The sequence below is a fragment of the Streptomyces sp. NPDC057694 genome, assembly GCF_042799415.1.
In the GTDB taxonomy this organism is placed as follows: Bacteria; Actinomycetota; Actinomycetes; order Streptomycetales; family Streptomycetaceae; genus Streptomyces.
On sequence record NZ_JBHVIX010000024.1, the window covers coordinates 33122 to 56651 of the forward strand.

Consider the following 23530-nt stretch of genomic DNA (forward strand, 5'->3'; position numbering starts at 1 on the left):
GGAGGAGGGGGGGGGGGGAGGGTGGGGGGGGGGGGGGGGGGGGGCGGGGCGACCCTTGGTCTTGATTTTTTCCCCCGGGGAGGGGGGGGGGGGCGCGGGAGACAACCTCCGCCCCCCCCGACCTCGTATGACGGACGGTCAGCTCTCGGCCGCGGCCAGTACCGCCGGCCGGCGCGAGGCGATGACCTTCTTCGCGAGCGCCTTGGGGCTGGTGAGGAAGCCCCAGCCCCACGTCATGTGCATCGTGGCGAGGGCGACGGGGATCTGGGCGCGCGCCTTGAGCGGCAGTCCCTTGCCCGCCGGGACGGACCCGGCCGCGATCGCCGCCAGATACCCGACGGGGATCACGAAGCCCCACGGGGTGAGCGCGGCGCCCACCACGATGCCCGCGGCGATCGCGCACACGGCGGCCGGCGGGGCGAGGTAGCGCAGGTTGATGGAGCCCGAGTGGTAGCGGGCGACGACGTGCCGCCAGCGGCCGTAGTCCTTGTACTGCTTGGCGAGCGCCTTCACGGAGGGCCGCGGGCGGTACGAGACCTTCAGCTCGGGCGAGAACCAGATGAGCCCGCCGGCCTCACGGATCCGGAAGTTCAGCTCCCAGTCCTGGGCGCGGATGAACTCCTCGTTGTACCCGCCCTGCCGCTCCAGCGCCTCGCGCCGGAAGACGCCGAGATAGACCGTGTCGGCCTGCTGGGCCTGGCCACCGGTGTGGAACACGGCGTTGCCGACACCGATCTTCGAGGTCATCGCGGCGGCGACGGCCTGCTCCCAGGCGTTGGTGCCCTCGGCGTGCATGATGCCGCCGACGTTCATCGCGCCGGTCTCCTCCAGGAGGCGGACCGCGGTGGCGATGTATCCGGCGGAGAGCGCGGCGTGGCCGTCGACGCGGACCACGACCGGATGGCGGGAGGCCTTGATCGCGGCGTTCAGCGCGGCGGGGGTGCGGCCCGTCGGGTTCGGCACCGTGTGCACGCGCTTGTCGGCGGAGGCGGTTTCGGCGACCAGCTGCGCGGCGATCTCGTCCGTACGGTCGGCGGACGGGCCGAGGGCGAGCACGACCTCCATCGGGCCGTCGTACTCCTGCGCCAGGATGGCCTCGACGGCCTCTCGCAGGTGCCGCTCCTCGTTGAGGATGGGCATGATCACGGAGACGGCCGGAAGCTGCTGCCCGGCAGTGTTGGCGGTTGCGTTCATCGGACGTCACGTTACCGCTAATGGGGGACACCGGCGCGCGCCGCCCGCCTCACTACCGCGGGCAGCAGATCGTATCGGCCTACGGTGCCAGGGCCTGTCCCCCGCCCACCTTCTCGGAGGTGCCCTCCGGTGCCCACGCCGCCCCGCTCCCCCGCCCGTCCGCAGCGTCAACCGCGGCCAGGACAGGGCCGCCGTCCGGTCCGGCCGCCGCGCAGGAAGAAGCCCCGGTGGGCGATGCGGGTGGCGACCACGTTCTCGGTGACCGTGCTGGCCGCCGCCGGGATCGGGCACGCGCTCGTCACCGGCCTGGACACCGGGATTCAGCGGATCGACCCGTTCAAGGACATGAAGAACCGTCCCGCCGCCGGGCACGGCATGAACGTCCTGCTCGTCGGCACCGACGGTCGCGACAAGATCACCGAGGAGGAGCGGCAGAAGTACCGGCTCGGCGGCTCGCCCTGCCACTGCACGGACACGATCATGATCGTGCACATCTCGGACGACCACGAGCGCGCGTCCGTCGTCTCGCTCCCCCGCGACTCCTACGCGGAGATCCCGCCGCACACCGACATGAACAGCGGCGACGAGCACCACGCCCACCCGGTGAAGATCAACGCGGCGTACGCGGAGGGCGGCCCGCAGCTGACCGTGCGCACCGTCGAGCACATGACGCACGTCAAGATCGACCACTATCTGGAGGTCGACTTCACCAGCTTCATGAAGACGGTCGACGAACTGGGCGGCGTCAAGGTGTGCACCACCCGTCCGCTGAAGGACTCGTACACCGGTCTCGACCTGGGCGTGGGCACCCACGACCTGAACGGCGGGCAGGCCCTTCAATACGTACGCGCCCGGCATCTGGACGGCGCGGGCGACCTCGGCCGGATGCAGCGCCAGCAGCGCTTCCTCGCCTCCCTCATCGCGAAGACGACGTCGTCCGGGGTGCTGCTCAACCCGGTCCGCTTCCGTGACGTCGCCCGTACGCTGCTCAGCTCGGTCCGCGCCGACAAGGGCTTCGGGGCGGACGAGATGGTCGATCTCGCGCGGGCGATGCGGAACTTCTCGCCGTCGTCGTCGGAGTTCACGACGGTGCCGATCGGCAACATCAGCTATCCGGTCAAGGGCATCGGCTCCACCGTGAAGTGGGACGACAAGAAGTCCGAGAAGCTGTTCCAGGCGCTGCGCGACGACGAGCCGCTGGCTCCGCACCGGGCGAGGAAGAAGGCGACCGTCGTCGATGTCGCGCCGCAGCAGATCCGCGTACAGGTGGAGAACGCGACGATGACGGGCGGGCTCGGGGAGAAGGCCGATGCCGCGCTGAAGGGGACCGGGTTCCGGACCACGGGGGCGCCGGTCAACGCGGGTGATCGCAGCGCCGCGCATACGACTGTGCTGTACGACCCGCGGTGGGACCGGTCCGCCAAGTCGCTGGCCGCCGCGTTGCCGGGGGCGCGGATGCGGGCCGTTGCCGGGCAGGGGGCCGTGTTGAAGGTCCTTGCCGGGGGTGATTATCGGGGGGTGCGGGCTGTGCGGGCCGAGGATGCCTCTGAGGGGGAGTTCGGGGCCGTTACCGGGGACGAGGTTTCTTGTTCCTGACGGGGCCCTGTCGAGGTGCGGGTCACGGGGCTCTGCCCCGGACCCCGCTCCTCAATCGCCGGAGGGGCTCCTCTGTTAGAGGTCGTCGTTCAGGCCCTCCGCGATGCGCTTCTCCCTCAGTTCCTTGATCGCCCTGCGGCGGGCCAGGCGGTGGGTGCGGCGGATCTGGGCCTCCTGGTTGCGGCGGCGGTCCTTCTCCGTCTCCAGGACGACCGGGGGCACGGGGCGCGGCTTGCCGTCGGCGTCGACCGCGGCGAAGACCAGGTAGGCGGAGCCGACGCGGGTCGGGGGCGTCGACTCGTTCCACCGCTCGGCGAGGACGCGGACGCCGATCTCCATGGAGGTACGGCCCGTCCAGTTGACCTGAGCGCGGACGTGCACGAGGTCGCCGACGCGGACCGGCTCCATGAAGACCATCTCGTCCATGGAGGCGGTGACGGCGGGGCCGCCCGAGTGCCGGCCCGCGACGGCGCCCGCGACATCGTCGACGAGTTTCATGATCACGCCACCGTGCACGGTGCCGAGCAGATTGGTCTCGGCGGCCGTCATGATGTGGCTCAGCGTCGTGCGGGAGGCCGAGACCGGCTTGCCGGGGAGGGTGTCCTCGGAGGCCTCTCCAGGCGATATGGCGTGATCAGTCATGGTTCAACTGTATGGCCCGCCGACGCGGGCAGCCGTCTATGTGTCAGCTCTGCAACAGCCCTGGTCCGATTTCTCACACGCTCTTGTGGGGCACACAGCGGGTCACTGCACACTGTTCCAATGAGCGATTGGCCCGACGGGCGGAGCGACAGGCAGAGCGGCGGCGACCGTGGCGGTTACGGCCGTGGCAGCGGGAGCGCACGCCCCGAGGGAGCCCGTGCCATGCGACAGGTGCGGCGCCCGGTACCCCAGCAACAGCAGCAGCCCGCGTACGACGACGGGTACGGCGGCAACGGTGGCAACGGGTACGACAGCGGTTACAACACCGGGCAGGTCTACGGCCAGCCCGGCAGCCGCGCGGGCGGGGGCGGCGGTGACGACTACGGGCCGCCGAGCGGCCGCCCGGCGCGCACCCCGAACTGGCGCAAGCGCATCAAGTGGACGGCGATCACCGTCGTCACGGTGCTCGTGGTGACCAGCGTCGTCACCTACTTCTGGGCCGACTCCAAGCTGAACCGCGACGTCGACCTGGCCAAGGTGATCGACCGGCCCGAGGCGGGCGACGGCACGAACTACCTGATCGTCGGCACCGACAGCCGTGAGGGCATGTCCGCCGAGGAGAAGAAGAAGCTGCACACCGGCTCCGCCGAGGGCAAGCGCACGGACACGATGATGATCCTGCACACGGGGAGCAACGGGGACACGCTCGTCTCGCTCCCCCGCGACTCGAACGTCACGATCCCGAGCTTCAAGGGCGCCGAGTCCGGCAAGCTCTACCCGAACACGGGCCGCCAGACGAAGCTGAACGCCGCCTACGCGGAGGACGGCCCCGAGCTGCTGGTGCGCACCGTCGAGTACAACACCGGTCTGCACATCGACCACTACGCGGAGATCGGCTTCGGCGGCTTCGCGGGCATCGTGGACGCGGTCGGCGGTGTCGAGATGAACCTGAAGGAAGGCTTCAAGGACAAGTGGTCCGGCGCCGACTTCAAGGCCGGCAAGCAGACCCTCGACGGCCAGCAGGCCCTCGCCTACGTCCGCACCCGGCACGCCTTCGCCGCGTCCGACCTCCAGCGCACCAAGAACCAGCAGGCGTTCCTGGCCGCGCTCGCCCACAAGGTGTCCTCGCCGAGCACCCTCATGAACCCGTTCAAGCTCTACCCGACGCTGGGCTCGGGCCTGGACTCGCTCGTCGTCGACAAGGACATGAGCCTGTGGAACCTGGCGTCGATGTTCATGTCGATGAAGTCCGTCTCCGGCGGTGACGGAAAGTCCATGAACATGCCGGTCAGCGGCTCGACCGGCGGCAACCTGCTCTGGGACAAGGCCAAGGTCAAGCAGCTCGTCGAGCAGTTCAACAACGACGAGAAGGTCACCGTCTCGGGCAACTGAGACCGTCCGGAGTCGCGCGAAGGGGCCCCGCCGATCACGGCGGGGCCCCTTCGCGCGTACTCGCCTACTTGGGCAGGTTGCGCGCCATCACGATGCGCTGGACCTGGTTCGTGCCCTCGTAGATCTGCGTGATCTTGGCGTCGCGCATCATGCGCTCGACCGGGTAGTCACGGGTGTAGCCGTAGCCGCCGAGCAGCTGGACGGCGTCCGTGGTGACCTCCATCGCGGTGTCCGACGCGAAGCACTTGGCGGCCGCGCCCAGGTACGTCAGGTCGGCGTCGCCGCGCTCCGAGGCCGCCGCGGCCTGGTACGTCAGCGCGCGGGCGGCGGAGATCTTCATGGCCATGTCGGCGAGCATGAACTGGATGCCCTGGAAGTCGGCGATGGCCTTGCCGAACTGCTTGCGCTCCTGGACGTAGCCCTTGGCGTAGTCGAGGGCGCCCTGGGCGACACCGAGCGCCTGCGCGGCGATCGTGATGCGGGTGTGGTCGAGGGTCTTCATCGCCGTGGCGAAGCCGGTGCCCTCGGCGCCGATCATGCGGTCGGCGGGGATGCGAACGTTGTCGAAGTAGACCTCGCGGGTCGGCGAACCCTTGATGCCGAGCTTCTTCTCCGGGGCGCCGAAGGAGACACCCTCGTCCGACTTCTCGACGACGAAGGCGGAGATGCCCTTCGAGCGCTTCTCGGGGTCGGTGATCGCCATGACGGTGTAGTACTCGGAGACACCGGCGTTGGTGATCCAGCGCTTCACGCCGTTCAGCACCCAGTCGTCGCCGTCGCGGACCGCGCGGGTCTTCATGCCCGCCGCGTCCGAACCGGCGTCCGGCTCGCTCAGGCAGTACGAGAACATCGCGTCGCCCTTGGCGAGCGGGCCCAGGTACTTCTTCTTCAGCTCCTCGGAGCCGGAGAGGATGACGGGCAGCGAGCCCAGCTTGTTCACGGCCGGGATCAGGGACGAGGACACACAGGCGCGGGCGACCTCCTCGATGACGATGACCGTGGCGAGCGCGTCGGCGCCCGCGCCGCCGAACTCCTCCGGTACGTGCACGGCCGCGAGGTCGGCCGCGACGAGCGCGTCCAGCGCCTCCTGCGGGAAGCGGGCCTCCTCGTCGACCGCGGCCGCGTGCGGGGCGATCTTCGCCTCGGCCAGCGCGCGGACGGTGTCGCGGAGCATGTCGTGCTCCTCGGACGGGCGGTAGAGGTCGAAATCAGCCGATCCGGCCAAGGGTCTCACGCTCCAAGCGACGCTAATTACTGTTAAGTAACCCGAATTTTAGGTGTCTGCGCACGCAGGGGATACGTGAGCTATACGACAGCGGGAATGTGCCCCGTGAGCAGCTCCGGCACGCCCGACTATGCTCAGGCAGCGCAGATCAGCCCCCAGACCTCTGGAGCACCGCATGGCCCCCAAGATCACCGTGATCGGCACCGGCTACCTCGGCGCGACCCACGCCGCGGCCATGGCCGAGCTCGGCTTCGAGGTGCTCGGCCTCGACGTGGTGCCCGAGAAGATCGAGATGCTCACGCGGGGCGAGGTCCCGATGTACGAGCCCGGCCTGGAGGAGATCCTGCACAAGCACGTCGCCGGGATCGAGGGATCCACCGGGCGGCTGCGCTTCACCATGGACTTCGCCGAGGCCGGCGCCTTCGGCGATGTGCACTTCGTGTGCGTGAACACCCCGCAGAAGCACGGCGAGTACGCGTGCGACATGAGCTACGTCGACGCCGCCTTCGCCTCGCTGGCCCCGCATCTGAGCGCCGGGGATCTGGTCGTCGGCAAGTCGACCGTGCCGGTCGGCTCGGCCGCGCGCCTGGCCGAACTGCTGCCCGAGGGCGTCGAGCTGGCGTGGAACCCGGAGTTCCTGCGCGAGGGCTTCGCCGTCGACGACACCCTGCACCCCGACCGGATCGTGGTCGGCGTGACCAGCGACCGCGCCGAGAAGCTGCTGCGCGACGTGTACGCGGGGCCGCTCGCGGAGGGCACCCCGTTCGTCGTCACCGACTTTCCCACCGCGGAGCTGGTGAAGACCGCCGCGAACTCATTCCTCGCCACGAAGATCTCTTTCATCAACGCCATGGCCGAGGTGTGCGAGGCCGCGGGCGGCGACGTCGTGAAGCTGGCCGAGGCGATCGGCTACGACGAGCGGATCGGCCGCAAGTTCCTGCGGGCCGGCATCGGCTTCGGCGGCGGCTGTCTGCCCAAGGACATCCGGGCGTTCATGGCGCGCGCCGGTGAACTCGGCGCCGACCAGGCGCTGACCTTCCTGCGCGAGATCGACTCCATCAACATGCGGCGGCGCGGGGCGATGGTCGAGATGGCCCGCGAGGCGCTCGGCGGCGGTCCGTTCCTCGGCAAGCGGGTCGCCGTGCTCGGCGCGACCTTCAAGCCCGACTCGGACGACGTCCGGGACTCGCCCGCGCTGAACGTCGCCGGGCAGATCCACCTCCAGGGCGGCCAGGTGACCGTCTACGACCCCAAGGGCATGCCGAACGCCCGGCGGCTCTTCCCGACGCTCGGATACGCGGAGACGGCCCTGGACGCGGTGCGCGGCGCCGATGTCGTCCTGCACCTCACCGAGTGGCGCGAGTTCCGGGAGCTGGACCCGGCGGAGCTGGGCGCCGTCGCCTCGGACCGGCTGATCCTCGACGGGCGCAACGCGCTGGACTCCGCGCTGTGGCGGGCGGCCGGCTGGACGTTCCGCGCGATGGGCCGCCCCGCCGCCTGACCCGGGGCTACGCGTCCGGTGACGTACGGACGCCCGCGCGGTAGGCGCCCGGTGTGACGCCCGCGGCCTGCGCGAAGGTGTGGACGAACGCGCTGGTCGTCGCCCACCCGCAGGCATGGGCGGTGTCGGTGACGCCCGCCCCCTCGGCGAGCAGGACCATCGCCGTGAACAGCCGGGCGCGGGTGCGCCACTGCGGGTAGGTCATGCCGAACTCGTCGCGGAACAGCCGCGAGAGGGTGCGTTCACCGGTGTGGACCCGGGCGGCGAGCCGCGCCAGCGTGCGGGGCGTGCGCAGATCGCCCTCGACGAGCGCGCAGGCCTCCGCGAGGCGCCGGTCGCGGGCGGCGGGCAGGGCGACCGGCTCGGCCCGGACGCGGCGCAGCCGGTCGTGCAGCACCGCGTCGATGTGCCGGACCTCGGCGGGCGGCAGCGCGGCGGCGCTCCGGGCGATCAGGAGTTCCCTGACCAGTGCGTCGACGGCGATGACGGTCGGCCGCCCGGTGTCCGGCAGCAGCGGCCTGCCCCGGGCGGGGAAGCCGACGGTGTGGAAGCGGCTCTGCCCGTAGAAGCGGTGCTCGTGCCAGATGTTCGCCGGGATCCACAGGGCCCGGTCGTTGGCCGCGATCCAGGACCCGTGCTCCGTGGTGATCGCGAGCACTCCGGAGCTCACGTAGATCAGCTGGTGGTCGTCGTGGCGGTGCCGGTCGATGGTGTCGCCGCCGCCGCGGGACTGGGTGCTGGTCGGCGCGACGGCCGTGTGGCGGATCTGCGACATGGATCGGCAGAATACGGGAAGCGCGCCCCGGGGCCGTCCCGCCACCGTGGACGGGTGACATCGATCCAGGAGACAAGCACCCCCAGCGAGGCGCCCGCGCCGCCCGGGCACTGGCGCCGGATGCGGATCTGGGCCTCCGCCCACGCCGTCGACGACTTCTACCAGGGCCTGGTGCCCGCCGCCGTCCCCTACTTCGTGCTGCAACGCGACTTCAGCTACGTACAGGCGTCGGGACTCGCGCTCGCCGCGACGCTGGGCAGCGCGCTGCCGCAGGTGCCGATCGGGCTGCTCGCCGACCGGTACCGGCTGCGCTGGATGTCCCCGCTGGGGATCAGCCTGGCGGGGATCGGGGCGGGCCTGTCCGGCCTCTCGTCCTCGTACGCCGTGGTGTTCGCGCTGCTGCTGACGGCGGGGGTGGGCATCGCGATGTTCCATCCGCCGGCCGGGCGCGACGCGCGCCGCGCGGCCGGTGGCAGCGCCACCGCGATGAGCTACTTCGCCGCGGGCGGCAGCGTCGGCTTCTTCGTCGCCCCGGCGCTGGTCACCCCGGCCCTGGACCGCCTCGGGATGAACGCGACCGCGCTGTTCGTCCCGCCGGCCGTCCTGATGGGCTTCGTCCTGCTGCGCCACCACCACCGCGCCACCGGTGAGGCGGCCGGGAAGGCGGTGCGCCGGGGGCGGGACCGGCCGGGCCTGTTCGCGGCCCTGACCGCCGTGGAGATCGTGCGCTCGACGATCTCCATCGGCCTCAACACGTTCATCTCCCTTTACTGGATCCGGCACTTGGAGGCGAGCAGCGGCCTCGGCGGGCTCGCGCTGACCCTGGAACTGGGCGGTGGTGTGCTCGGCACGCTGCTCGGCGGCCGGCTCGCCGACCGGATCGGCATGGTGCGTACGGTCCAGATCGGCAACGCGGCGCTGCTGCCCGCGCTGTGGGCGATGCTGCTCTGCGACGACAAGTTCTACGCGCTGCCGCTGGCGCTGCTGGCGGGGCTGGTCTCCAACATCCCGTTCGCCGTGCTCATCAAGCTCGGCCAGGACTACCTGCCGAGCCGTCCCGGGACCGCGGCCGGGGTCACCCTCGGCCTCGCGATGAGCGCGGGCGGGCTCTTCATGCCGCTGCTCGGCCTCGTCGCCACCCACCACGGCCCCCGGGGCGCGCTGATGGTCCTCGCCACGGTGCCGGTGGCGGCGGTCCTGCTGTCGACGGCCCTGCGCGAACCGGACCGCCCCTAGGGTCGGCTCCGCGCGCGGTAGCGGCGCATCTTCGCGCGGGCCCCGCAGAGCGCCATGTCGCACCAGCGGCCGCGGCCCGCGGGGCTGCGGTCGTAGTAGACCCAGTGGCAGTCGTCGGCCTCGCACGCCTTGAGGCGGGACCAGGTGCCGGCGGCGTGGGCCTCCGCGACGGCGGCCGCCACCCGGGAGGCGAGGGCTGCCTCGTCGACCGGGACCAGCTCCGCCGAACCGTCGCTCGCGTCGATGGCCACCCGCAGCGGTGCCCGCGCCAACAGCTCGTCCAGCGGCGTCACTTCGCGGTGCGGGGCGAGCCCGGCGTGGGCGAGGCACACCGCACGCAGGGACTCGCGCAGTTCGCGGGCGGCGGGCGCGTCGGCCGCCGTGACGCGGAAGGGGGCGCGGCCCTCCGCCGTGTCCAGCGCGTCCGTGCCCGCCTCGGTGTTCAGCGTGTTCACCAGCGCGGCCACGAGGGCCAGGCCCCCGGGTGCGGGCTCGCGGTCGTTCATGGTTGCGACGTTACCCCTCGTAGGGCAGGATGCGGTAACGACAGCGTTACCCCTTGAGCCGCTCTACAGGTAATCCCTTGGAGGAGTCATGGCCATCGCACGGTTCGGCGTCACCGTTCTGGACTGTCCTCAGCCGCTCGCCCTCGCGGAGTTCTACGCGGCGGTGCTCGGCGGCACCCCCAGCGTGAGCCCCGACGAGAACGACTGGGTCGACCTGGAGATTCCGGGCGGCCCCGCGCTCGCCTTCCAGGAGGCACCGGGGTACGTGGCACCGCCCTGGCCCTCGCCGAACGGCGCGCAGCAGTTCCATCTCGACCTGGTGGTCGACGACCTGGACGCCGGGGAGAAGGAGATCCTGGCGCTGGGCGCGACGGTGCTGGACAACGAGGACCGGACCCGCTCCTGGCGGGTCTACGCGGATCCGGTCGGGCACCCGTTCTGCCTCTGCCGCGGCTGAGCCGGGGTCAGGGCGTCGCCGTGGACGGCCCCCTGCGCTGCCGGGCGGCCCGGGCGGTGAACTCGGCGACGCGCAGCACCCGTTGGACATTGCCCCAGGTGAGCAGGGCGAGGTCGTCCTCGGGCCAGCCGCGGCTCTGCAGCTCGGCGATCAGCGCGGGGTAGCCGGCGGCGTCGCCGAGGCCCTCGGGGTGCGCGTCCCCGGTGTCGTACATCCCGGACAGGCCGACCGACTCGGGGCCCGCCACGTCGCGTACGTGGTCGAGGTGGTCGGCGACGTCGCGCAGTTCGGGGCCGGTCCGCGCGGCCGAACAGGGCACGAGGCACAGGCCCTTGCGCTCGCCGAGTTCGGTGAGCAGGTCGTCGGGGACGTTGTCCGGGTGGTGGTTGAGGGCGCGGGCGCCGGAGCGGGTGAAGAGCGCGGGGGCCTTGGACACGGCGAGGGCGCGGGCCGCGGTGGCCCGCTCGGCGCCGGTGAGGTCGACGAGCATGCCGAGCCGGTTCATCTCCCGTACGACCTCTTCGCCGAACCGGGTCAGCCCCTGCTCGCACTCCGCCCAGGAGGCGCCGGAGATGGTGAGCACGCGCAGGCCGAGGGTGTGCAGGGCGCGCAGGGTGCCCAGGGAGTCGCCGGTGGCGGCGGCCGGGGCCGGGCCGATGACGACGGCGATGCGGCCGTGGGCGCGGGCGTCGGCGGTCTCCGACGCGGAGCGGGCCAGGCGCAGGCCCTCCGGGTAGCGGGCGACGACGTTGTTGATCAGGTCGATCTGTTCCAGGACCGCCGTGAGGGGGTCTTCCTCGGCCGCGTCGAGGGCCCACAGCAGGGCGCCGGTGCCGCCGGCGCGCAGGCGTGGCAGGTCGCTCTCGACGGAGGTCTCGCCCAGTTCGAGGTCGTGCCAGGGCAGGGTGCGCAGGGTTTCCGGCAGGCCGCAGTATCCGTCTGCGACGGGGTGGCGGGCCAGGAGGGTGTGGGGGTCGGGGGTGGGGGCGGGGACGGTGGGGGGATTCGCGGGGCGGGCGGGCTGGTCCAGCTCGCCCACCTCCGCGAGGGCGGTGACTTCACCCTGTAGGTCTGCCATGGCAGGCTCCGGAAAACAGTGGGACAGCGTTCGTCCCACCGTGCCACGCAGTGCCCTGCCGGGCCCGACGGGTTGAGCCGAACGGGGCACCCCGGTGCCCGTGAGCACGGGCTGCCTTCCGCCCCGACAGGGCGCTGTGAGCGCGGGCCGCCTTCCGCCCCGATAGGGGCGCGGGGAACTGCGCGAGAAGCCCCACCGGGCGTTCACCCGCGAACGGCGCTGTACTGGCCGCCCATTAGGCGCTCGCCCCGCGCCGTGGGTGCCGCCTTGCCCACCCTGCCGCCCCAGGCGGCAGATTGCCCAAGGCGGCGGCGGGGTTGGCGACCGGCAGGTCGCCCTAGGCGGCGGGGGCGGGCGGTGGGGCGGGGAGTTAGGAGCAGGGGGTTACTGGGGGCCCGAATTCTGGCGGAACGCGTTGGCGGCGGACCAGCCCTCCGACTGGCCGCGCAGCTGTGCGGCACTCTCGGCGTGACCGCGCACCCCGTCACCCCCGCGCCGGCGCAGGACCACCACCAGTGCGCCGATGACCAGCAGTCCTACGACGATGATCCCTATGGCGACAAGCATCGATTTCCCCGTTCGCAACCGGCGGCGGGCCCGCTCGGGCCCATGAGCCGCCGGTCTGACCTCACGGTACGTCCGACGGGGCGGTTGCCGCATCAGTCCCAGGGAGGGTTCGTCCGACGGGAGGCCCCTGGCCTACGTGTCCAGTTGTTCCAGTGTGACGTTCGACGGGCCGCGGCGGGACTGGAGGTCTCGGGCGACGGATTCGGCGGCGCCGAGGACTCGGACCGCGTTGTGCCACGTCAGCTTCGCGAGGTCGTCCTTCGACCAGCCGCGGTCGAGCAGTTCGGCGATCAGGTTCGGGTAGCCCGAGACATCGTTCAGGCCGTCCGGGGTGAACGCCGTACCGTCGTAGTCGCCGCCGATGCCGATGTGATCGACGCCGGCCACCTCACGCATGTGGTCGAGGTGGTCCGCCACCGTGGAGACCGTCGCGACCGGCCGCGGACGCTCGTCCTCGAAGGCCCGGTGCAGCTTCATCGCGGCCGGGGACGAGTCCAGGTGGTGGAAGCCGTGTGCGCGCAGGTTGTCGTCGGCGGCCGCCGTCCAGTCGACCGCGGCCTGGAGGACGAACTTCGGCACGAAGGTCGCCATCGCCACTCCCCCGTTGCCGGGCAGCCGCTCCAGGACGTCGTCCGGGATGTTGCGCGGATGGTCGCAGACCGCGCGGGACGAGGAGTGCGAGAAGATCACCGGCGCCTCGGTGACGTCGAGCGCGGCGCGCATCGTCGTCGCCGCGACGTGCGACAGGTCGACGAGCATGCCCTCGCGGTTCATCTCGCGGACCACCTCACGGCCGAAGGCCGAGAGACCGCCGACGCCCGGCTCGTCCGTCGCCGAGTCCGCCCACGCGATGTTGTCGTTGTGGGTGAGGGTCATGTAGCGCACGCCGAGCGCGTACAACGCCCGTAGCGTGGCGAGGGAGTTGTTGATGGAGTGGCCGCCCTCGGCGCCCTTGAGCGAGGCGATGTGCCCGTCCCGCCGTGCCGCCTCCATGTCGGCCGCCGTCCATGCGGCCCGCAGATCGCCCGGGTAGCGCGCGATCAACTGGTCGACGCAGTCGATCTGTTCGAGCGTGGCGCTGACCGCCGCGTCGCCCGTCAGATCGGTGCGGACGTACACGGACCAGAACTGCGCGCCCACGCCGCCCGCCCGCAGCCGGGCCAGGTCGGTGTGCAGATGGGCGCTCTGGTCGACGGCGATGTCGCGGGCGTCGATGTCGTACGTGACCTGCTCGCGCAGCGCCCACGGCAGGTCGTTGTGCCCGTCGACGACGGGGAACTCGGCGAGCAGTTCGCGGGCCCGCTCCACAGACGTGGTCATGTCGCTCACTTCCCGAAGCCGAAGCCGCCGCCCGCGCCCTCGACCTTGGCGCGCAGCCGCTTGCCCTTCTCGGTGGCCTGGTCGTTGAGCTCCTGCTGGAACTCCTTCATGCGCGCGAGGAGGTCCTCGTCGTGCGCGGCGAGGATGCGCGCGGCGAGCAGTCCCGCGTTGCGCGCGCCACCGACCGAGACGGTCGCGACCGGCACCCCGGCCGGCATCTGCACGATGGAGAGGAGCGAGTCCATGCCGTCGAGGTACTTCAGCGGGACGGGCACGCCGATCACCGGAAGCGGCGTCACCGAGGCGAGCATTCCGGGCAGATGTGCGGCGCCGCCCGCGCCCGCGATGATCGCCTTCAGGCCACGCTCGGCGGCCTGCTCGCCGTAGGAGATCATCTCGTGCGGCATGCGGTGCGCGGAGACGACGTCGACCTCGTAGGGGATCTCGAACTCGTCGAGGGCCTTGGCCGCGGCCTCCATGACGGGCCAGTCCGAGTCGGACCCCATCACAATGCCAACCACAGGGCTCATTCGGTGATCGTTCCCCTCAGGTATCCGGCTGCGTGACGCGCACGGTCCAGTACGTCGTCCAGGTCGTCGCCGTAGGTGTTCACGTGACCGACCTTGCGGCCGGGCTTCACGTCCTTGCCGTACATGTGGATCTTGAGCTGCGGGTCCCGGGCCATGCAGTGCAGGTACGCGCTGTACATGTCCGGGAAGTCGCCGCCCAGGACGTTACCCATGACGGTCCACTTCGCGCGCGGGCGCGGGTCGCCGAGCGGCAGGTCGAGGACCGCGCGCACATGGTTGGCGAACTGGGAGGTGATCGCGCCGTCCTGGGTCCAGTGGCCGGAGTTGTGCGGTCGCATCGCCAGCTCGTTGACCAGAATGCGGTTCTTCCCGTCGGGTCCGCGGGTCTCGAAGAGTTCCACCGCGAGGTGGCCGACGACACCCAGCTCCTTGGCGATGCGCAGCGCGAGTTCCTGCGCCTCGCCCGCGAGGGCCTCGTCCAGGTCCGGGGCGGGGGCGATGACCGTGTCGCAGACGCCGTCGACCTGCTGGGACTCGACGACGGGGTAGGCGACGGCCTGGCCGTGCGGCGAGCGGACGACGTTGGCCGCCAGCTCGCGCGCGAAGTCGACCTTCTCCTCCGCGAGGACCGGCACGCCCGCCTTGAACGGGTCCGCCGCGTCCGCCGCGGAGCGCACGACCCACACACCCTTGCCGTCGTAGCCGCCGCGCACCGTCTTGAGGATGACGGGGAAGCCGTCGCCCTCCTCGGCGAAGGCCACCACGTCGGCCGGATCGGCCACGATGCGGTGGCGCGGGCACGGCACCCCGAGCGTGCTGAGCTTCGCGCGCATCTCGCCCTTGTCCTGGGCGTACAGCAGCGCGTCGGGGCCGGGGCGCACGGGGATGCCGTCCGCCTCCAGGGCCCGCAGATGCGCGGTGGGTACGTGTTCGTGGTCGAAAGTGATCACGTCACAGCCGCGCGCGAACTCGCGCAGCGTGTCCAGGTCGCGGTAGTCGCCGACGACGACATCGCCGACGACCTGCGCCGCGGAATCCTGCGGGGTGTCACTGAGGAGCTTGAACCTGATGCCGAGCGGGATGCCTGCCTCGTGTGTCATACGAGCGAGCTGGCCGCCGCCGACCATGCCGACTACCGGAAACGTCACATCCCCAGGGTATCGGCCAAATGACTGGTTCCCACGCGCCCCTCTTTCTGTAGGAAAGAACGAGGTACGACCATCGACGGCGTCCGCAGGCGGCCGGGAGGCCCCGTGGTTAGCATGGCTGGGTCGGCTCCTGCGAGAGTCGCGTGACCGAACACACGGGGAACGACGGGGGTAGAGGCGACGATTATGAGCGTGACGACCGGCCGGCAGGCCAAGGGACTCGGCGCACTGCGGGTGCGGTTCGCATCCCTGGGCCGGGAGATCGCCAAGTTCGGCGTCGTCGGCGCCCTGGGCGTCCTCGTGAATTTCGCGGTCTTCAACCTGATGCGGCACGGCACCGACCTCCAGGTGGTGCGGGCCAGCGTGATCGCGACGGTCGTCGCCATCGTCTTCAACTACGTGGGGTTCCGGTACTTCACCTACCGCGACCGCGACAAGAGCGGCCGCGCCAAGGAACTCACCCTGTTCCTGCTGTTCAGCGTGGTCGGCCTGGTGATCGAGAACGGCGTGCTCTACGCGGCGACGTACTGGTTCCACTGGGACAGCTCGCTGCAGAGCAACATCTTCAAGTTCCTCGGCATGGGCCTCGCGACCCTGTTCCGCTTCTGGTCGTACCGCACCTGGGTGTTCCGGGCGCTGCCGGCCAAGGAGGCCGTCGCGAGCGCGGAATCGTTCCTGGACGACCCGGCGGCCTCGATGCAGCGGGCCGAGCGGGCCCAGCGCATCAAGTAGCCGGGCGGGCCCCGCGGCCCTACCGGATGGTCTCGGCGTCGCCGGAGCTCTTCTTCAGCGGCGTACGGGACAGGAACAGGCCGAAGACCGGCGGGCCCGCCTGGAGCATCTCCAGGCGTCCGCCGTCGGCCTCCGCGAGGTCCCGGGCGACCGCGAGGCCGATGCCTGTCGAGTTCCGTCCGCTGATCGTCCGCTCGAAGATCCGTGAGCCCAGCTCGGAGGGGACGCCCGGGCCCTCGTCCGTGACCTCGATGACCGCCTGGTTGCCGGTGACGCGGGTGCGCAGGGCGACGGTGCCGCCGCCGTGCATCAGCGAGTTCTCGATCAGCGCGGCGAGCACCTGGGCGACGGCGCCCGGGGTGCCGACCGCCGTGAGGTGGTGCTTTCCCGAGGAGACGATGGCGCGGCCCGCGCTGCGGTAGGCCGGGCGCCACTCCTCCAGCTGCTGCTTGATCACCTCGTCCAGGTCGAAGGTGACGGCGGAGCCGGTCCGCGGGTCGCGGGCGTTGGTAAGCAGCCGCTCGACGACGTCGGTGAGCCGCTCGACCTGGGTCAGCGCGATCGTCGCCTCCTCCTTCACCTCGGCCAGGTCCTCGGTCATGGTGATCTCCTCCAGGCGCATGGAGAGCGCCGTGAGAGGGGTGCGCAGCTGGTGCGAGGCGTCGGCGGCGAGGCGACGCTCGGCCGTCAGCATGCGGGCGATGCGCTCGGCGGAGCCGTCCAGGACGTCGGCGACCCGGTCCAGCTCGGGCACGCCGTAGCGCTTGTGGCGCGGGCGCGGGTCGCCGGAGCCGAGGCGTTCCGCGGTGGAGGCCAGATCGGTGAGCGGGGAGGTCAGGCGGTTGGCCTGGCGTACGGCGAGCAGCACGGCGGCGACGATCGCGAGCAGCGCCACCCCGGCGATGAGCAGCAGGGTGCGGCCGACCTCGGCGGTCACCTCGGAGCGGGGTTCCTCGACGGTGACCTTCTCGCCCTGTTCCCCGTCGGCGGTGTACTTGATGACCTCGCCGGCCGGGCGGGTGCCGATCTCGATGGGGCCGTGGCCGGGCATCTCGATCAGCGCGTAGCGCTCCCCCGCGACCTGGTTCTTCAGGACGTCGCCGCTGATCAGCTCGTCGCTGAGCATCCGGCTGTCGACGATGGAGGCGAGCCGGACGGCTTCCGACTGCACGCGTTCCTGGGCGCTGTTCGTGATGGTCCGGGTCTCCACGATGACGAGGGAGATCCCGAACACGGCGATCACGACCAGGACGACGGCGAGCGTGGAATTGATCAGTCGGCGGCGCATACGTCCTAGTTTCCCGGAAGGTGGCCAGCGCCCCGCCAGGGGCGCGGGGAACGGCGCGAGAAGCCCCACCGGTCGGAGGCCGCGGACGACGCTCAGCCCCTACGGCGCGAAGGCCGCTCAATCGCCGCAGGGGCGTGAAGAACGGCTCAGCTCTTCTCGAACCGGAAGCCGACCCCGCGCACCGTGGCGATGTACCGCGGATTGGCGGCGTCGTCGCCGAGCTTCTTGCGCAGCCACGAGATGTGCATGTCCAGCGTCTTGGTCGACGACCACCACGTGGTGTCCCAGACCTCGCGCATCAGCTGGTCGCGGGTCACGACCCGGCCCGCGTCCCGCACGAGCACCCGCAGCAGGTCGAACTCCTTGGCGGTGAGCTGGAGCTCCTCGTCGCCCATCCAGGCCCGGTGCGACTCGACGTCGATCCGGACCCCGTGGGTGGCCGGGGCCTCCTTGGGCTCGGCGGCGCCGCGCCGCAGCAGCGCCCGGACCCGGGCGAGCAGTTCGGCGAGGCGGAACGGCTTGGTGACGTAGTCGTCGGCGCCGGCGTCGAGGCCGACGACCGTGTCCACCTCGTCGGCGCGCGCGGTCAGGATGAGGATCGGCACCGTGTGCCCTTCGGCACGCAGGCGACGGGCCACCTCGAGGCCGTCCATCCCGGGCAGGCCGAGGTCGAGGACGACGAGGTCGATGCTTCCCTGAAGTCCGGCGTCGAGGGCGGTCGGGCCGTCCTCGCGCACTTCCACCTCGTAACCCTCCCTGCGCAGGGCGCGGGCCAGCGGCTCCGAGATGGACGCGTCGTCCTCGGCGAGCAGTACACGGGTCATGGGGTGATGGTAGTCCGCGCCGGACGAGGGCTGTGGGGTGATCCGCCGGTACGGGTCGGGCGCGGGGTCCGCGGCGGCCCTCCGCGGAAGCGGAGTCATGACCTCCGCGATTACGTTCTCCGTCTTCGAAGTGCGATCCTGGTGAAAACCTTGGAATCACCAGAACGGTTCCGTGGCTACCTGTGATCCATCTCTCAAGTCCTTCCATATGCCGCACTGTCGTGTCGTATGGTGACCAAACGCCTGATGCACTACTGGGGGACCTTTGGAGCGCACTGCGCCCGAAGGTCCTTTTCATGTGCCCTGAAAAGCAATGACCTGTGGCCGGGCCCCGACACACGTAAGGAAGCGTGGACGGGGTGTGGATCCCGGGTCCCGCTGTGACACCTCTCCCGTCGGGCGTGGAGGGGTCGGCGGGACACCGGTGCCGGCCGCCCCCCACCGGGCGCTCAGCCGCTGTGCGGCGCGCGTCCCGACACCCCACAAGGATCGACCATGGCGTCCAGCCTGACGAAGGACTCGGCCAGCACCCCTGGCTCTGACAAGACCTTCTTCGGCCACCCCCGCGGACTGGCCACTCTCTTCATGACCGAGATGTGGGAGCGCTTCAGCTTCTACGGCATGAGGGCCCTGCTTCCCCTCTACCTGATCGCGCCCGGCGGCCTCCACATGGACGGCGCCACGGCGACTGCGATCTACTCGGTCTACCTGTCGCTGGTCTACCTGCTCGCCATGCCCGGCGGTTGGTTCGCCGACCGCTTCTGGGGTCCCCGCAAGACGGTGGTCATCGGCTCCGGCATCGTGATCCTCGGTCACATCACGCTGGCGCTGCCCTCCTCGGGCTCCTTCTTCGCCGGTCTCGGCCTGGTCGCCCTCGGCTCGGGCCTGTTGAAGGCCAACATCTCCACGATGGTCGGCCACCTCTACAAGGGCCCGCAGGACCCGCGCCGTGACGCCGGCTTCACCGTCTTCTACATCGGCATCAACGTCGGTGGCTTCCTGGCCCCGCTGACCATCGGCACCATCGGCGAGAACGTCAACTGGCACATCGGCTTCGCGCTCGCCGCGGTCGGCATGGCGCTCGGCCTGATCCAGTTCCTGCTCGGCAGCCGCCACCTGAGCCCCGAGAGCGACACCGTCGTCAAGCCCGCCACCAAGCAGGAGCGGGCCAAGGCGCTCAAGCAGTCGCTGTACTGGGCGATCGGCGCGGCCGTCTTCTACCTCGTCGTCGTGTCCACCGGGCACTACACGCTGAACTGGATCCTGGTCCCGCTGTCGGTCATCGGCCTGGTCATCCCGGTCCTGGTCCTGGCGCGCATGAAGCGCGACAAGGAGCTGACGAACGACGAGCAGTCGAAGGTCTCCGGCTACATCTGGTTCTTCGTCGTCGCCGCCATCTTCTGGATGATCTACGACCAGAACGGCTCGACGCTGTCGATCTTCGGTGAGGAGTCGACCACCAACACGCTGCTCGGATTCCACTTCCCGACCTCGTGGTACCAGTCGCTGAACCCGATCATGATCATGGCGCTCGCCCCGGTGGTCGCCTCGGTCTGGCTGTGGCTGAACAAGCGCGGCAAGGAGCCGAGCACGGCGGTGAAGTTCGCGTCGTCGCTGGTGCTGATGGGCATCTCCTTCGCCGTCTTCCTGATCCCGCTGATCGACACCGCCACCAACGGCGGCAAGGTCTCCCCGATGTGGCTGGTGGCGATCTACTTCGTCCAGACCGTCGGTGAGCTGTGCCTCTCCCCCGTCGGCCTGTCGGTCACGACCAAGATGGCCCCGGCCAAGTACACCGGCCAGATGATGGGCGTCTGGTTCCTCGCGGTCACCGCGGGCGACTCGGTCACCGCCCTGCTCTCCACGGCCGGGGTGAACCTGAACACCAAGGGGGCCGTCGGAGCCGAGGTGATCATCGCGGTCGCCGCTGGTATCGGCTTCTGGATGTACCGCGCCAAGGTCAAGAAGCTGATGGGCTCGGTCAGCTGACGCGACCCGTCCGCCCCGCACGACCCAGCAGGCCGCCGCACCGGATGTCCGGTGCGGCGGCCTGTGGCGTGTTCCGGAACGTCAGCGCATCCGGGCCCGCCGCCGCGGCAGGAACGTGAAGACCGCTCCGCCCAGCAGGATCACCGTGCCGGCCACCAGGCCGAGGGCGCGCAGGGCGCCGTCGTTCGAGGCGCCGGTCTCGGCGAGGCCGCCGCCGGTCGCGGACGAGCCGCCCGCCGAGCCGGAGGCCGAACCGCCCGCCGAGCCCGAGCCCGAGCCGGAGCCCGAGGCGCCGCCCTCCACGGCCGTGGTGTCGATCTCCAGGGAGACCGCGTTCGTGGTCGGCGTGCAGGTCGTGGTCGTACCCAGCGCCTCCACCGTGAGGACACCCGGGGACAGCGTCGACTTGCCGTCGGCGCCCGGCTTGTAGGTGCCGGTCAGATCCGGGATCTCGATCGGGTCACCGGACTTGATGGCCTCCTTGTTGGTGGCACCCTCGACGTGGACGGTGCCCTTGTCGGCGCCGCCCAGCTTCACCTCCATCGACGGCTTGACCGAGTCGGCCGGGATGTCGGCCGGGCTGTCCATCACGGACTTCTTGAACTGGACGGTCAGGGCGTAGTTCCCGCCGTCCTTCTTGGCGTTGATCTGCACCGGGGACGTCGCGTTCTTGTCGCCGATGGGGGTCTTGCAGGCGTAGGGGATGCTGACTTCCTTGCCGGTGAAGTCGGTCTGCCCGCCGGAACCGCCGGAACCGCCTGACGAACTCGACCCGCCGGTGTCACCGGCGGTGGTGGTACCGCCGGAATCGGTCGTGCCCGTCGTACCGCCGGAATCGGTGGTCCCGCCCTCCGTCGACCCGGTCGTGCCGCCGCCCGAACTCCCGCCGCCGTCACCGACCTTGATGGTCGCGCCGGGCTTCACGGTCTCCTTCGGCGTGCACTTGGTGTCCGTCGATATGGGCTTGTTGACGTTGATGTTGTACGCGTCCGGAGTCAGCGTCACGTCACCGGCCGCGGTGAGCTTCACCTTCCCCTTCATCGTGGACAGCTGCATCGCGCTGTTCTTGGGGATCGCCGGGTTCTCCCGCGGGCCCTCCATCGAGATGTCACCGGTCTGCGCACCGGCCGCCTTGAGCGTGCCGGTGGGCTGCACGGTGTTCGCGTCGAGGTCGAGGACGTCCGGGTTCTTCGAGGCGGCCTGTACGAACTTCCAGGTCACCTCGACCTCGTCGCCGACCTTCGCCGTCGCGGGCGCGGTGATCTCCACCTGCGTGGTGCCCTCGACGGGATCCAGGCCGGAGATCGCGGGCGGGACGCACTCGGTCTTGTACGAGACGTCGGCGGCCTGCGCGGGGGACGCGAGGAACAGCAGTCCCGCCCCGCCGAGCATCAGGGCGACGCCGGCCGCGCTCACTCTCCGTTGGGTGGTCACGGGTTTCCTTTCGTCGTCGGGCTGTGGTCGGTCGGTGCGGAGAGCTGCCCGGCCTCCGGGGCGCCGGGACCGGTGTCCGCGGCGAACCAGGGCAGGGTGTTCGTGGGGGTGTCCGCCGGCGAGCCGGGGAGCCGTTCGGCCGGCGGCGGATCCTGCTGAGGGGACCTCAGCTTCGGTATGCGTACGGTGATGTCGGCCAGTCGGCGCCCCCGGTGACGGCCCTGCGCGCCGTACCGGTCGCGCGGCCTGACCCGGTCCACGACCGCCATGCCGATCCGGAAGACGGCGGCCGGCACGACGACGCACAGCAGGAGCCAGAAGAGCGTCACGCCCCAGGGGCGGCCCACGCCCCAGGGCTGCTCGGCGAGGACCTTCCCGCCGTACTTCAGCGACACCAGATAGCTGCCGTGGGCGCCCGCCGTCAGCTCGACGGGCAGCTTGATCTGCGCCTTGCGGCCCGGCTCGACCGTGCCGCGCCACTGCTGCTCCTCCCACTGCGGCGCGAACACGCCGTGCGAGGTGCCCACTTGGAAGACGGGGTTCTTCACCGGGGTCGAGCCGGTGTTGCCGACCGTGAAGACGAACGAGCGCGAGGGCGGCGCCCCGAACCAGGTGAGGATGCCGCTCGATCCGTCGAGCCGGGTGTCGGTGACCATGGACAGCTGCCCGGTGCCGGACTCCTTCGGCAGCGCCTTCACCGGATGCCCGGCGACCTGGAAGGCGGCGTCCGCCTGCGCCTTCGGACCCGTGGCGGTCGCCACGTGCACGACGCAGGGGCAGGCGGCGGGCGGCTCGGCCACCGGCAGCTTCTTGCTGAACGTGCCCGAGGCGTCGGTGGTGACGGCGAGCCCGTCCGCGTTGGCGCAGGAGTTGGTGCCGCCGACGACGCCGCGCTCAGGAGTCGCCTGTCCGCAGACGAGCAGCATCAGCAGCGCCTTGGACCCCCACCCCTTGCCCTTCACGGTGATCGAACCGCCCGTCCCCGCCTGGGACTTGGAGAGCGTGACGGTGGGCCTGCCGTCGGCGGCCGCCGCCCAGGGAGCGGCGCCCGCCACCAGCGCGGCGACGAGGGCCAGGACGGTCAGCAGCCGCGGTGCGCGGGCGCTGCGGCGGTTCATGTGGTTCCCCTTCGGTCCCTGTGTCTGCGTACGTACCAGAAGGCGGCGCAGCCCGCGCCGGCGAGCACCGCCAGGGCGCCGCCGAGCACCCCCCACGGCACGAACCGGGCGGTCGTCGTCGCCGAGTCCGCCGCGCCGCCGCCCGCGGTGACCGTCACCCGTACGTCGACCGAGTCGAGCGCGGGGGCGCCGGGCCAGGGTTCGGTCAGGGTCACGCGGCGGCCCGGGAGCAGTTCGACCGGGAGGGTGCGGGTACGCCGGTCGAGGACGCTGCCGAAGACGCCGTCGGCCCGCACGGCCAGGCGCGGGGTGAGGGTGGTGTTGCCGCGGTTCACGACGTCGTACGCGATGGAGTCGCCGTTCTTCACGTGGACGTGCTCGACGGTGAGCGCGGCGAGGGTGGGCCCGCTGACCCGCAGCCGGACGCTGACACCGGCGTCCCGGCCGCCGCCGCTGGCCACGATCGCGCCCGGGTGGTCGCCCGGGGCGGCGCCCGCCGGGACGGTCACCGTGAAGGGGACCTCGGCGCGGGTGCGGGCCGGGATCTTCACGCTCTTCGCGGCGAACCCGATCCAGGCGCCGGTGTCCCGGGCCTTCTCGCGCAGGCCGAGGGCGCCGTCGGCACTGTTGTCCGCGTCGGCGCCGCGCAGGGTGACGCGCAGCGCCTTGCCGGTCGGGTTGGTGACGGCCACCTTGTCCTCCAGGACGGTGCCGGGGGTGCCCTCCGCGTAGATGTAGGGGCGGCCGTCGTCGGCGGCGGGGCGGGTGCCGCCGCCGGCCGACGGGGCGATGGTCCAGCCGGGTGTCGCCGCGACCGCGGGGGCCGCGACGACACCGGCCGTCACGAGGAGGCCGGCGACCAGCACCCAGCCCCTCCGGGCGAGCAACATCCAGCCCCTCCGGCGTTTGAGGAGCGGGGTCCGGGGCGGAGCCCCGTGTCGTTCGCCGTCCTCGCGCCGGTGGGGGCTGGTCGCGCAG

At 71.2% G+C, this 23530-nt stretch carries 22 protein-coding genes; 7 read left to right on the top strand and 15 right to left on the bottom strand.

The window, feature by feature from the left end; all coding sequences use genetic code 11:
• Positions 1–138: 138 nt before the first annotated feature.
• The gene (locus tag ACFVDP_RS35035) at positions 139–1194 is read right to left on the bottom strand and encodes a glycosyltransferase family 2 protein (RefSeq protein ID WP_383498621.1); all 1056 of its coding nucleotides are present in this window, start codon (positions 1192–1194) and stop codon (positions 139–141) included.
• Positions 1195–1428: 234 nt separating this feature from the next.
• On the opposite strand from ACFVDP_RS35035, the gene ACFVDP_RS35040 reads away from it, so the two are divergent.
• The gene (locus ACFVDP_RS35040) at positions 1429–2790 is read left to right on the top strand and encodes an LCP family protein (RefSeq protein WP_383498624.1); all 1362 of its coding nucleotides are present in this window, start codon (positions 1429–1431) and stop codon (positions 2788–2790) included.
• Between the two features lie 75 nt (positions 2791–2865).
• Here the strand turns inward: ACFVDP_RS35040 and ACFVDP_RS35045 are convergent, their stop codons facing one another.
• The gene (locus ACFVDP_RS35045) at positions 2866–3432 is read right to left on the bottom strand and encodes an acyl-CoA thioesterase (protein ID WP_383498627.1); all 567 of its coding nucleotides are present in this window, start codon (positions 3430–3432) and stop codon (positions 2866–2868) included.
• A 120-nt stretch (positions 3433–3552) separates the two neighbouring features.
• Here ACFVDP_RS35045 and ACFVDP_RS35050 point away from each other — a divergent pair, with 120 nt between their 5' ends.
• Entirely contained in the window at positions 3553–4824 is a 1272-nt protein-coding gene (locus ACFVDP_RS35050) for an LCP family protein (RefSeq protein WP_383498630.1), read from the top strand.
• A gap of 64 nt (positions 4825–4888) precedes the next feature.
• Here the strand turns inward: ACFVDP_RS35050 and ACFVDP_RS35055 are convergent, their stop codons facing one another.
• The gene (locus tag ACFVDP_RS35055) at positions 4889–6049 is read right to left on the bottom strand and encodes an acyl-CoA dehydrogenase family protein (protein WP_383498633.1); all 1161 of its coding nucleotides are present in this window, start codon (positions 6047–6049) and stop codon (positions 4889–4891) included.
• Positions 6050–6224: 175 nt separating this feature from the next.
• On the opposite strand from ACFVDP_RS35055, the gene ACFVDP_RS35060 reads away from it, so the two are divergent.
• Positions 6225–7550: a UDP-glucose dehydrogenase family protein gene (locus ACFVDP_RS35060; protein ID WP_383498636.1), complete on the top strand. Its 1326-nt coding sequence runs from the start codon at positions 6225–6227 to the stop codon at positions 7548–7550.
• A gap of 7 nt (positions 7551–7557) precedes the next feature.
• Here the strand turns inward: ACFVDP_RS35060 and ACFVDP_RS35065 are convergent, their stop codons facing one another.
• On the bottom strand, positions 7558–8325 hold the full coding sequence (locus ACFVDP_RS35065; protein ID WP_383498639.1) for an AraC family transcriptional regulator: 768 nt from the start codon (positions 8323–8325) through the stop codon (positions 7558–7560).
• 120 nt (positions 8326–8445) lie between these two features.
• Here ACFVDP_RS35065 and ACFVDP_RS35070 point away from each other — a divergent pair, with 120 nt between their 5' ends.
• Positions 8446–9561 (top strand): MFS transporter, encoded by a 1116-nt coding sequence (locus ACFVDP_RS35070; RefSeq protein ID WP_383498850.1) that lies wholly within the window; start codon positions 8446–8448, stop codon positions 9559–9561.
• Here ACFVDP_RS35070 and ACFVDP_RS35075 read toward each other — a convergent pair.
• Positions 9558–10067, bottom strand: coding sequence for a CGNR zinc finger domain-containing protein (locus ACFVDP_RS35075; RefSeq protein WP_383498642.1), 510 nt, complete (start codon positions 10065–10067; stop codon positions 9558–9560). The two genes, ACFVDP_RS35070 and ACFVDP_RS35075, sit on opposite strands and share 4 nt — an antisense overlap.
• 88 nt (positions 10068–10155) lie before the next feature.
• Here ACFVDP_RS35075 and ACFVDP_RS35080 point away from each other — a divergent pair, with 88 nt between their 5' ends.
• The gene (locus ACFVDP_RS35080) at positions 10156–10524 is read left to right on the top strand and encodes a VOC family protein (protein WP_383498645.1); all 369 of its coding nucleotides are present in this window, start codon (positions 10156–10158) and stop codon (positions 10522–10524) included.
• Positions 10525–10531: 7 nt separating this feature from the next.
• Here the strand turns inward: ACFVDP_RS35080 and ACFVDP_RS35085 are convergent, their stop codons facing one another.
• From ACFVDP_RS35085 to ACFVDP_RS35105, 5 genes are all read right to left on the bottom strand, one after another.
• The gene (locus ACFVDP_RS35085) at positions 10532–11602 is read right to left on the bottom strand and encodes a dipeptidase (protein WP_383498647.1); all 1071 of its coding nucleotides are present in this window, start codon (positions 11600–11602) and stop codon (positions 10532–10534) included.
• 384 nt (positions 11603–11986) lie between these two features.
• Positions 11987–12169 (bottom strand): hypothetical protein, encoded by a 183-nt coding sequence (locus ACFVDP_RS35090; protein ID WP_383498650.1) that lies wholly within the window; start codon positions 12167–12169, stop codon positions 11987–11989.
• A gap of 132 nt (positions 12170–12301) precedes the next feature.
• Positions 12302–13489: a dipeptidase gene (locus ACFVDP_RS35095; protein ID WP_383498652.1), complete on the bottom strand. Its 1188-nt coding sequence runs from the start codon at positions 13487–13489 to the stop codon at positions 12302–12304.
• A 5-nt stretch (positions 13490–13494) separates the two neighbouring features.
• A complete protein-coding gene (gene purE, locus ACFVDP_RS35100) occupies positions 13495–14019 on the bottom strand; it encodes a 5-(carboxyamino)imidazole ribonucleotide mutase (RefSeq protein ID WP_383498655.1) in 525 nt (174 codons plus the stop codon).
• Positions 14016–15167 carry a 5-(carboxyamino)imidazole ribonucleotide synthase gene (locus ACFVDP_RS35105; RefSeq protein WP_383498658.1) on the bottom strand — a complete coding sequence of 384 codons (1152 nt, stop codon included), beginning with the start codon at positions 15165–15167 and terminating at the stop codon, positions 14016–14018. The genes purE and ACFVDP_RS35105 overlap by 4 nt, the downstream gene beginning before the upstream one ends.
• A 186-nt stretch (positions 15168–15353) precedes the next feature.
• Between ACFVDP_RS35105 and ACFVDP_RS35110 the strand changes: the two genes are divergently transcribed.
• Positions 15354–15899, top strand: a complete 546-nt coding sequence (locus tag ACFVDP_RS35110; protein ID WP_383498661.1) for a GtrA family protein — start codon at positions 15354–15356, stop codon at positions 15897–15899.
• A gap of 19 nt (positions 15900–15918) precedes the next feature.
• On the opposite strand, the gene ACFVDP_RS35115 is transcribed toward ACFVDP_RS35110, so the two are convergent.
• Both ACFVDP_RS35115 and ACFVDP_RS35120 read right to left on the bottom strand, forming a co-directional pair.
• Complete coding sequence (locus tag ACFVDP_RS35115) at positions 15919–17187, bottom strand: ATP-binding protein (protein WP_383498664.1); 1269 nt, start codon at positions 17185–17187, stop codon at positions 15919–15921.
• Between the two features lie 146 nt (positions 17188–17333).
• Positions 17334–18011, bottom strand: coding sequence for a response regulator transcription factor (locus ACFVDP_RS35120; RefSeq protein WP_018529729.1), 678 nt, complete (start codon positions 18009–18011; stop codon positions 17334–17336).
• A 495-nt stretch (positions 18012–18506) separates the two neighbouring features.
• Here ACFVDP_RS35120 and ACFVDP_RS35125 point away from each other — a divergent pair, with 495 nt between their 5' ends.
• A complete protein-coding gene (locus ACFVDP_RS35125) occupies positions 18507–20000 on the top strand; it encodes a peptide MFS transporter (protein ID WP_383498667.1) in 1494 nt (497 codons plus the stop codon).
• A gap of 81 nt (positions 20001–20081) precedes the next feature.
• Here ACFVDP_RS35125 and ACFVDP_RS35130 read toward each other — a convergent pair whose 3' ends face one another.
• From ACFVDP_RS35130 to ACFVDP_RS35140, 3 genes are read right to left on the bottom strand one after another with little or no spacing between them, the layout of a single operon-like run.
• Positions 20082–21392, bottom strand: coding sequence for a hypothetical protein (locus ACFVDP_RS35130; RefSeq protein ID WP_383498853.1), 1311 nt, complete (start codon positions 21390–21392; stop codon positions 20082–20084).
• Positions 21393–21430: 38 nt separating this feature from the next.
• A complete protein-coding gene (locus ACFVDP_RS35135; RefSeq protein WP_383498670.1) occupies positions 21431–22552 on the bottom strand; it encodes a hypothetical protein in 1122 nt (373 codons plus the stop codon).
• Positions 22549–23442 (bottom strand): hypothetical protein, encoded by an 894-nt coding sequence (locus ACFVDP_RS35140; protein ID WP_383498673.1) that lies wholly within the window; start codon positions 23440–23442, stop codon positions 22549–22551. Before ACFVDP_RS35140 ends, ACFVDP_RS35135 begins: the two co-directional genes overlap by 4 nt.
• Positions 23443–23530 lie beyond the last annotated feature (88 nt).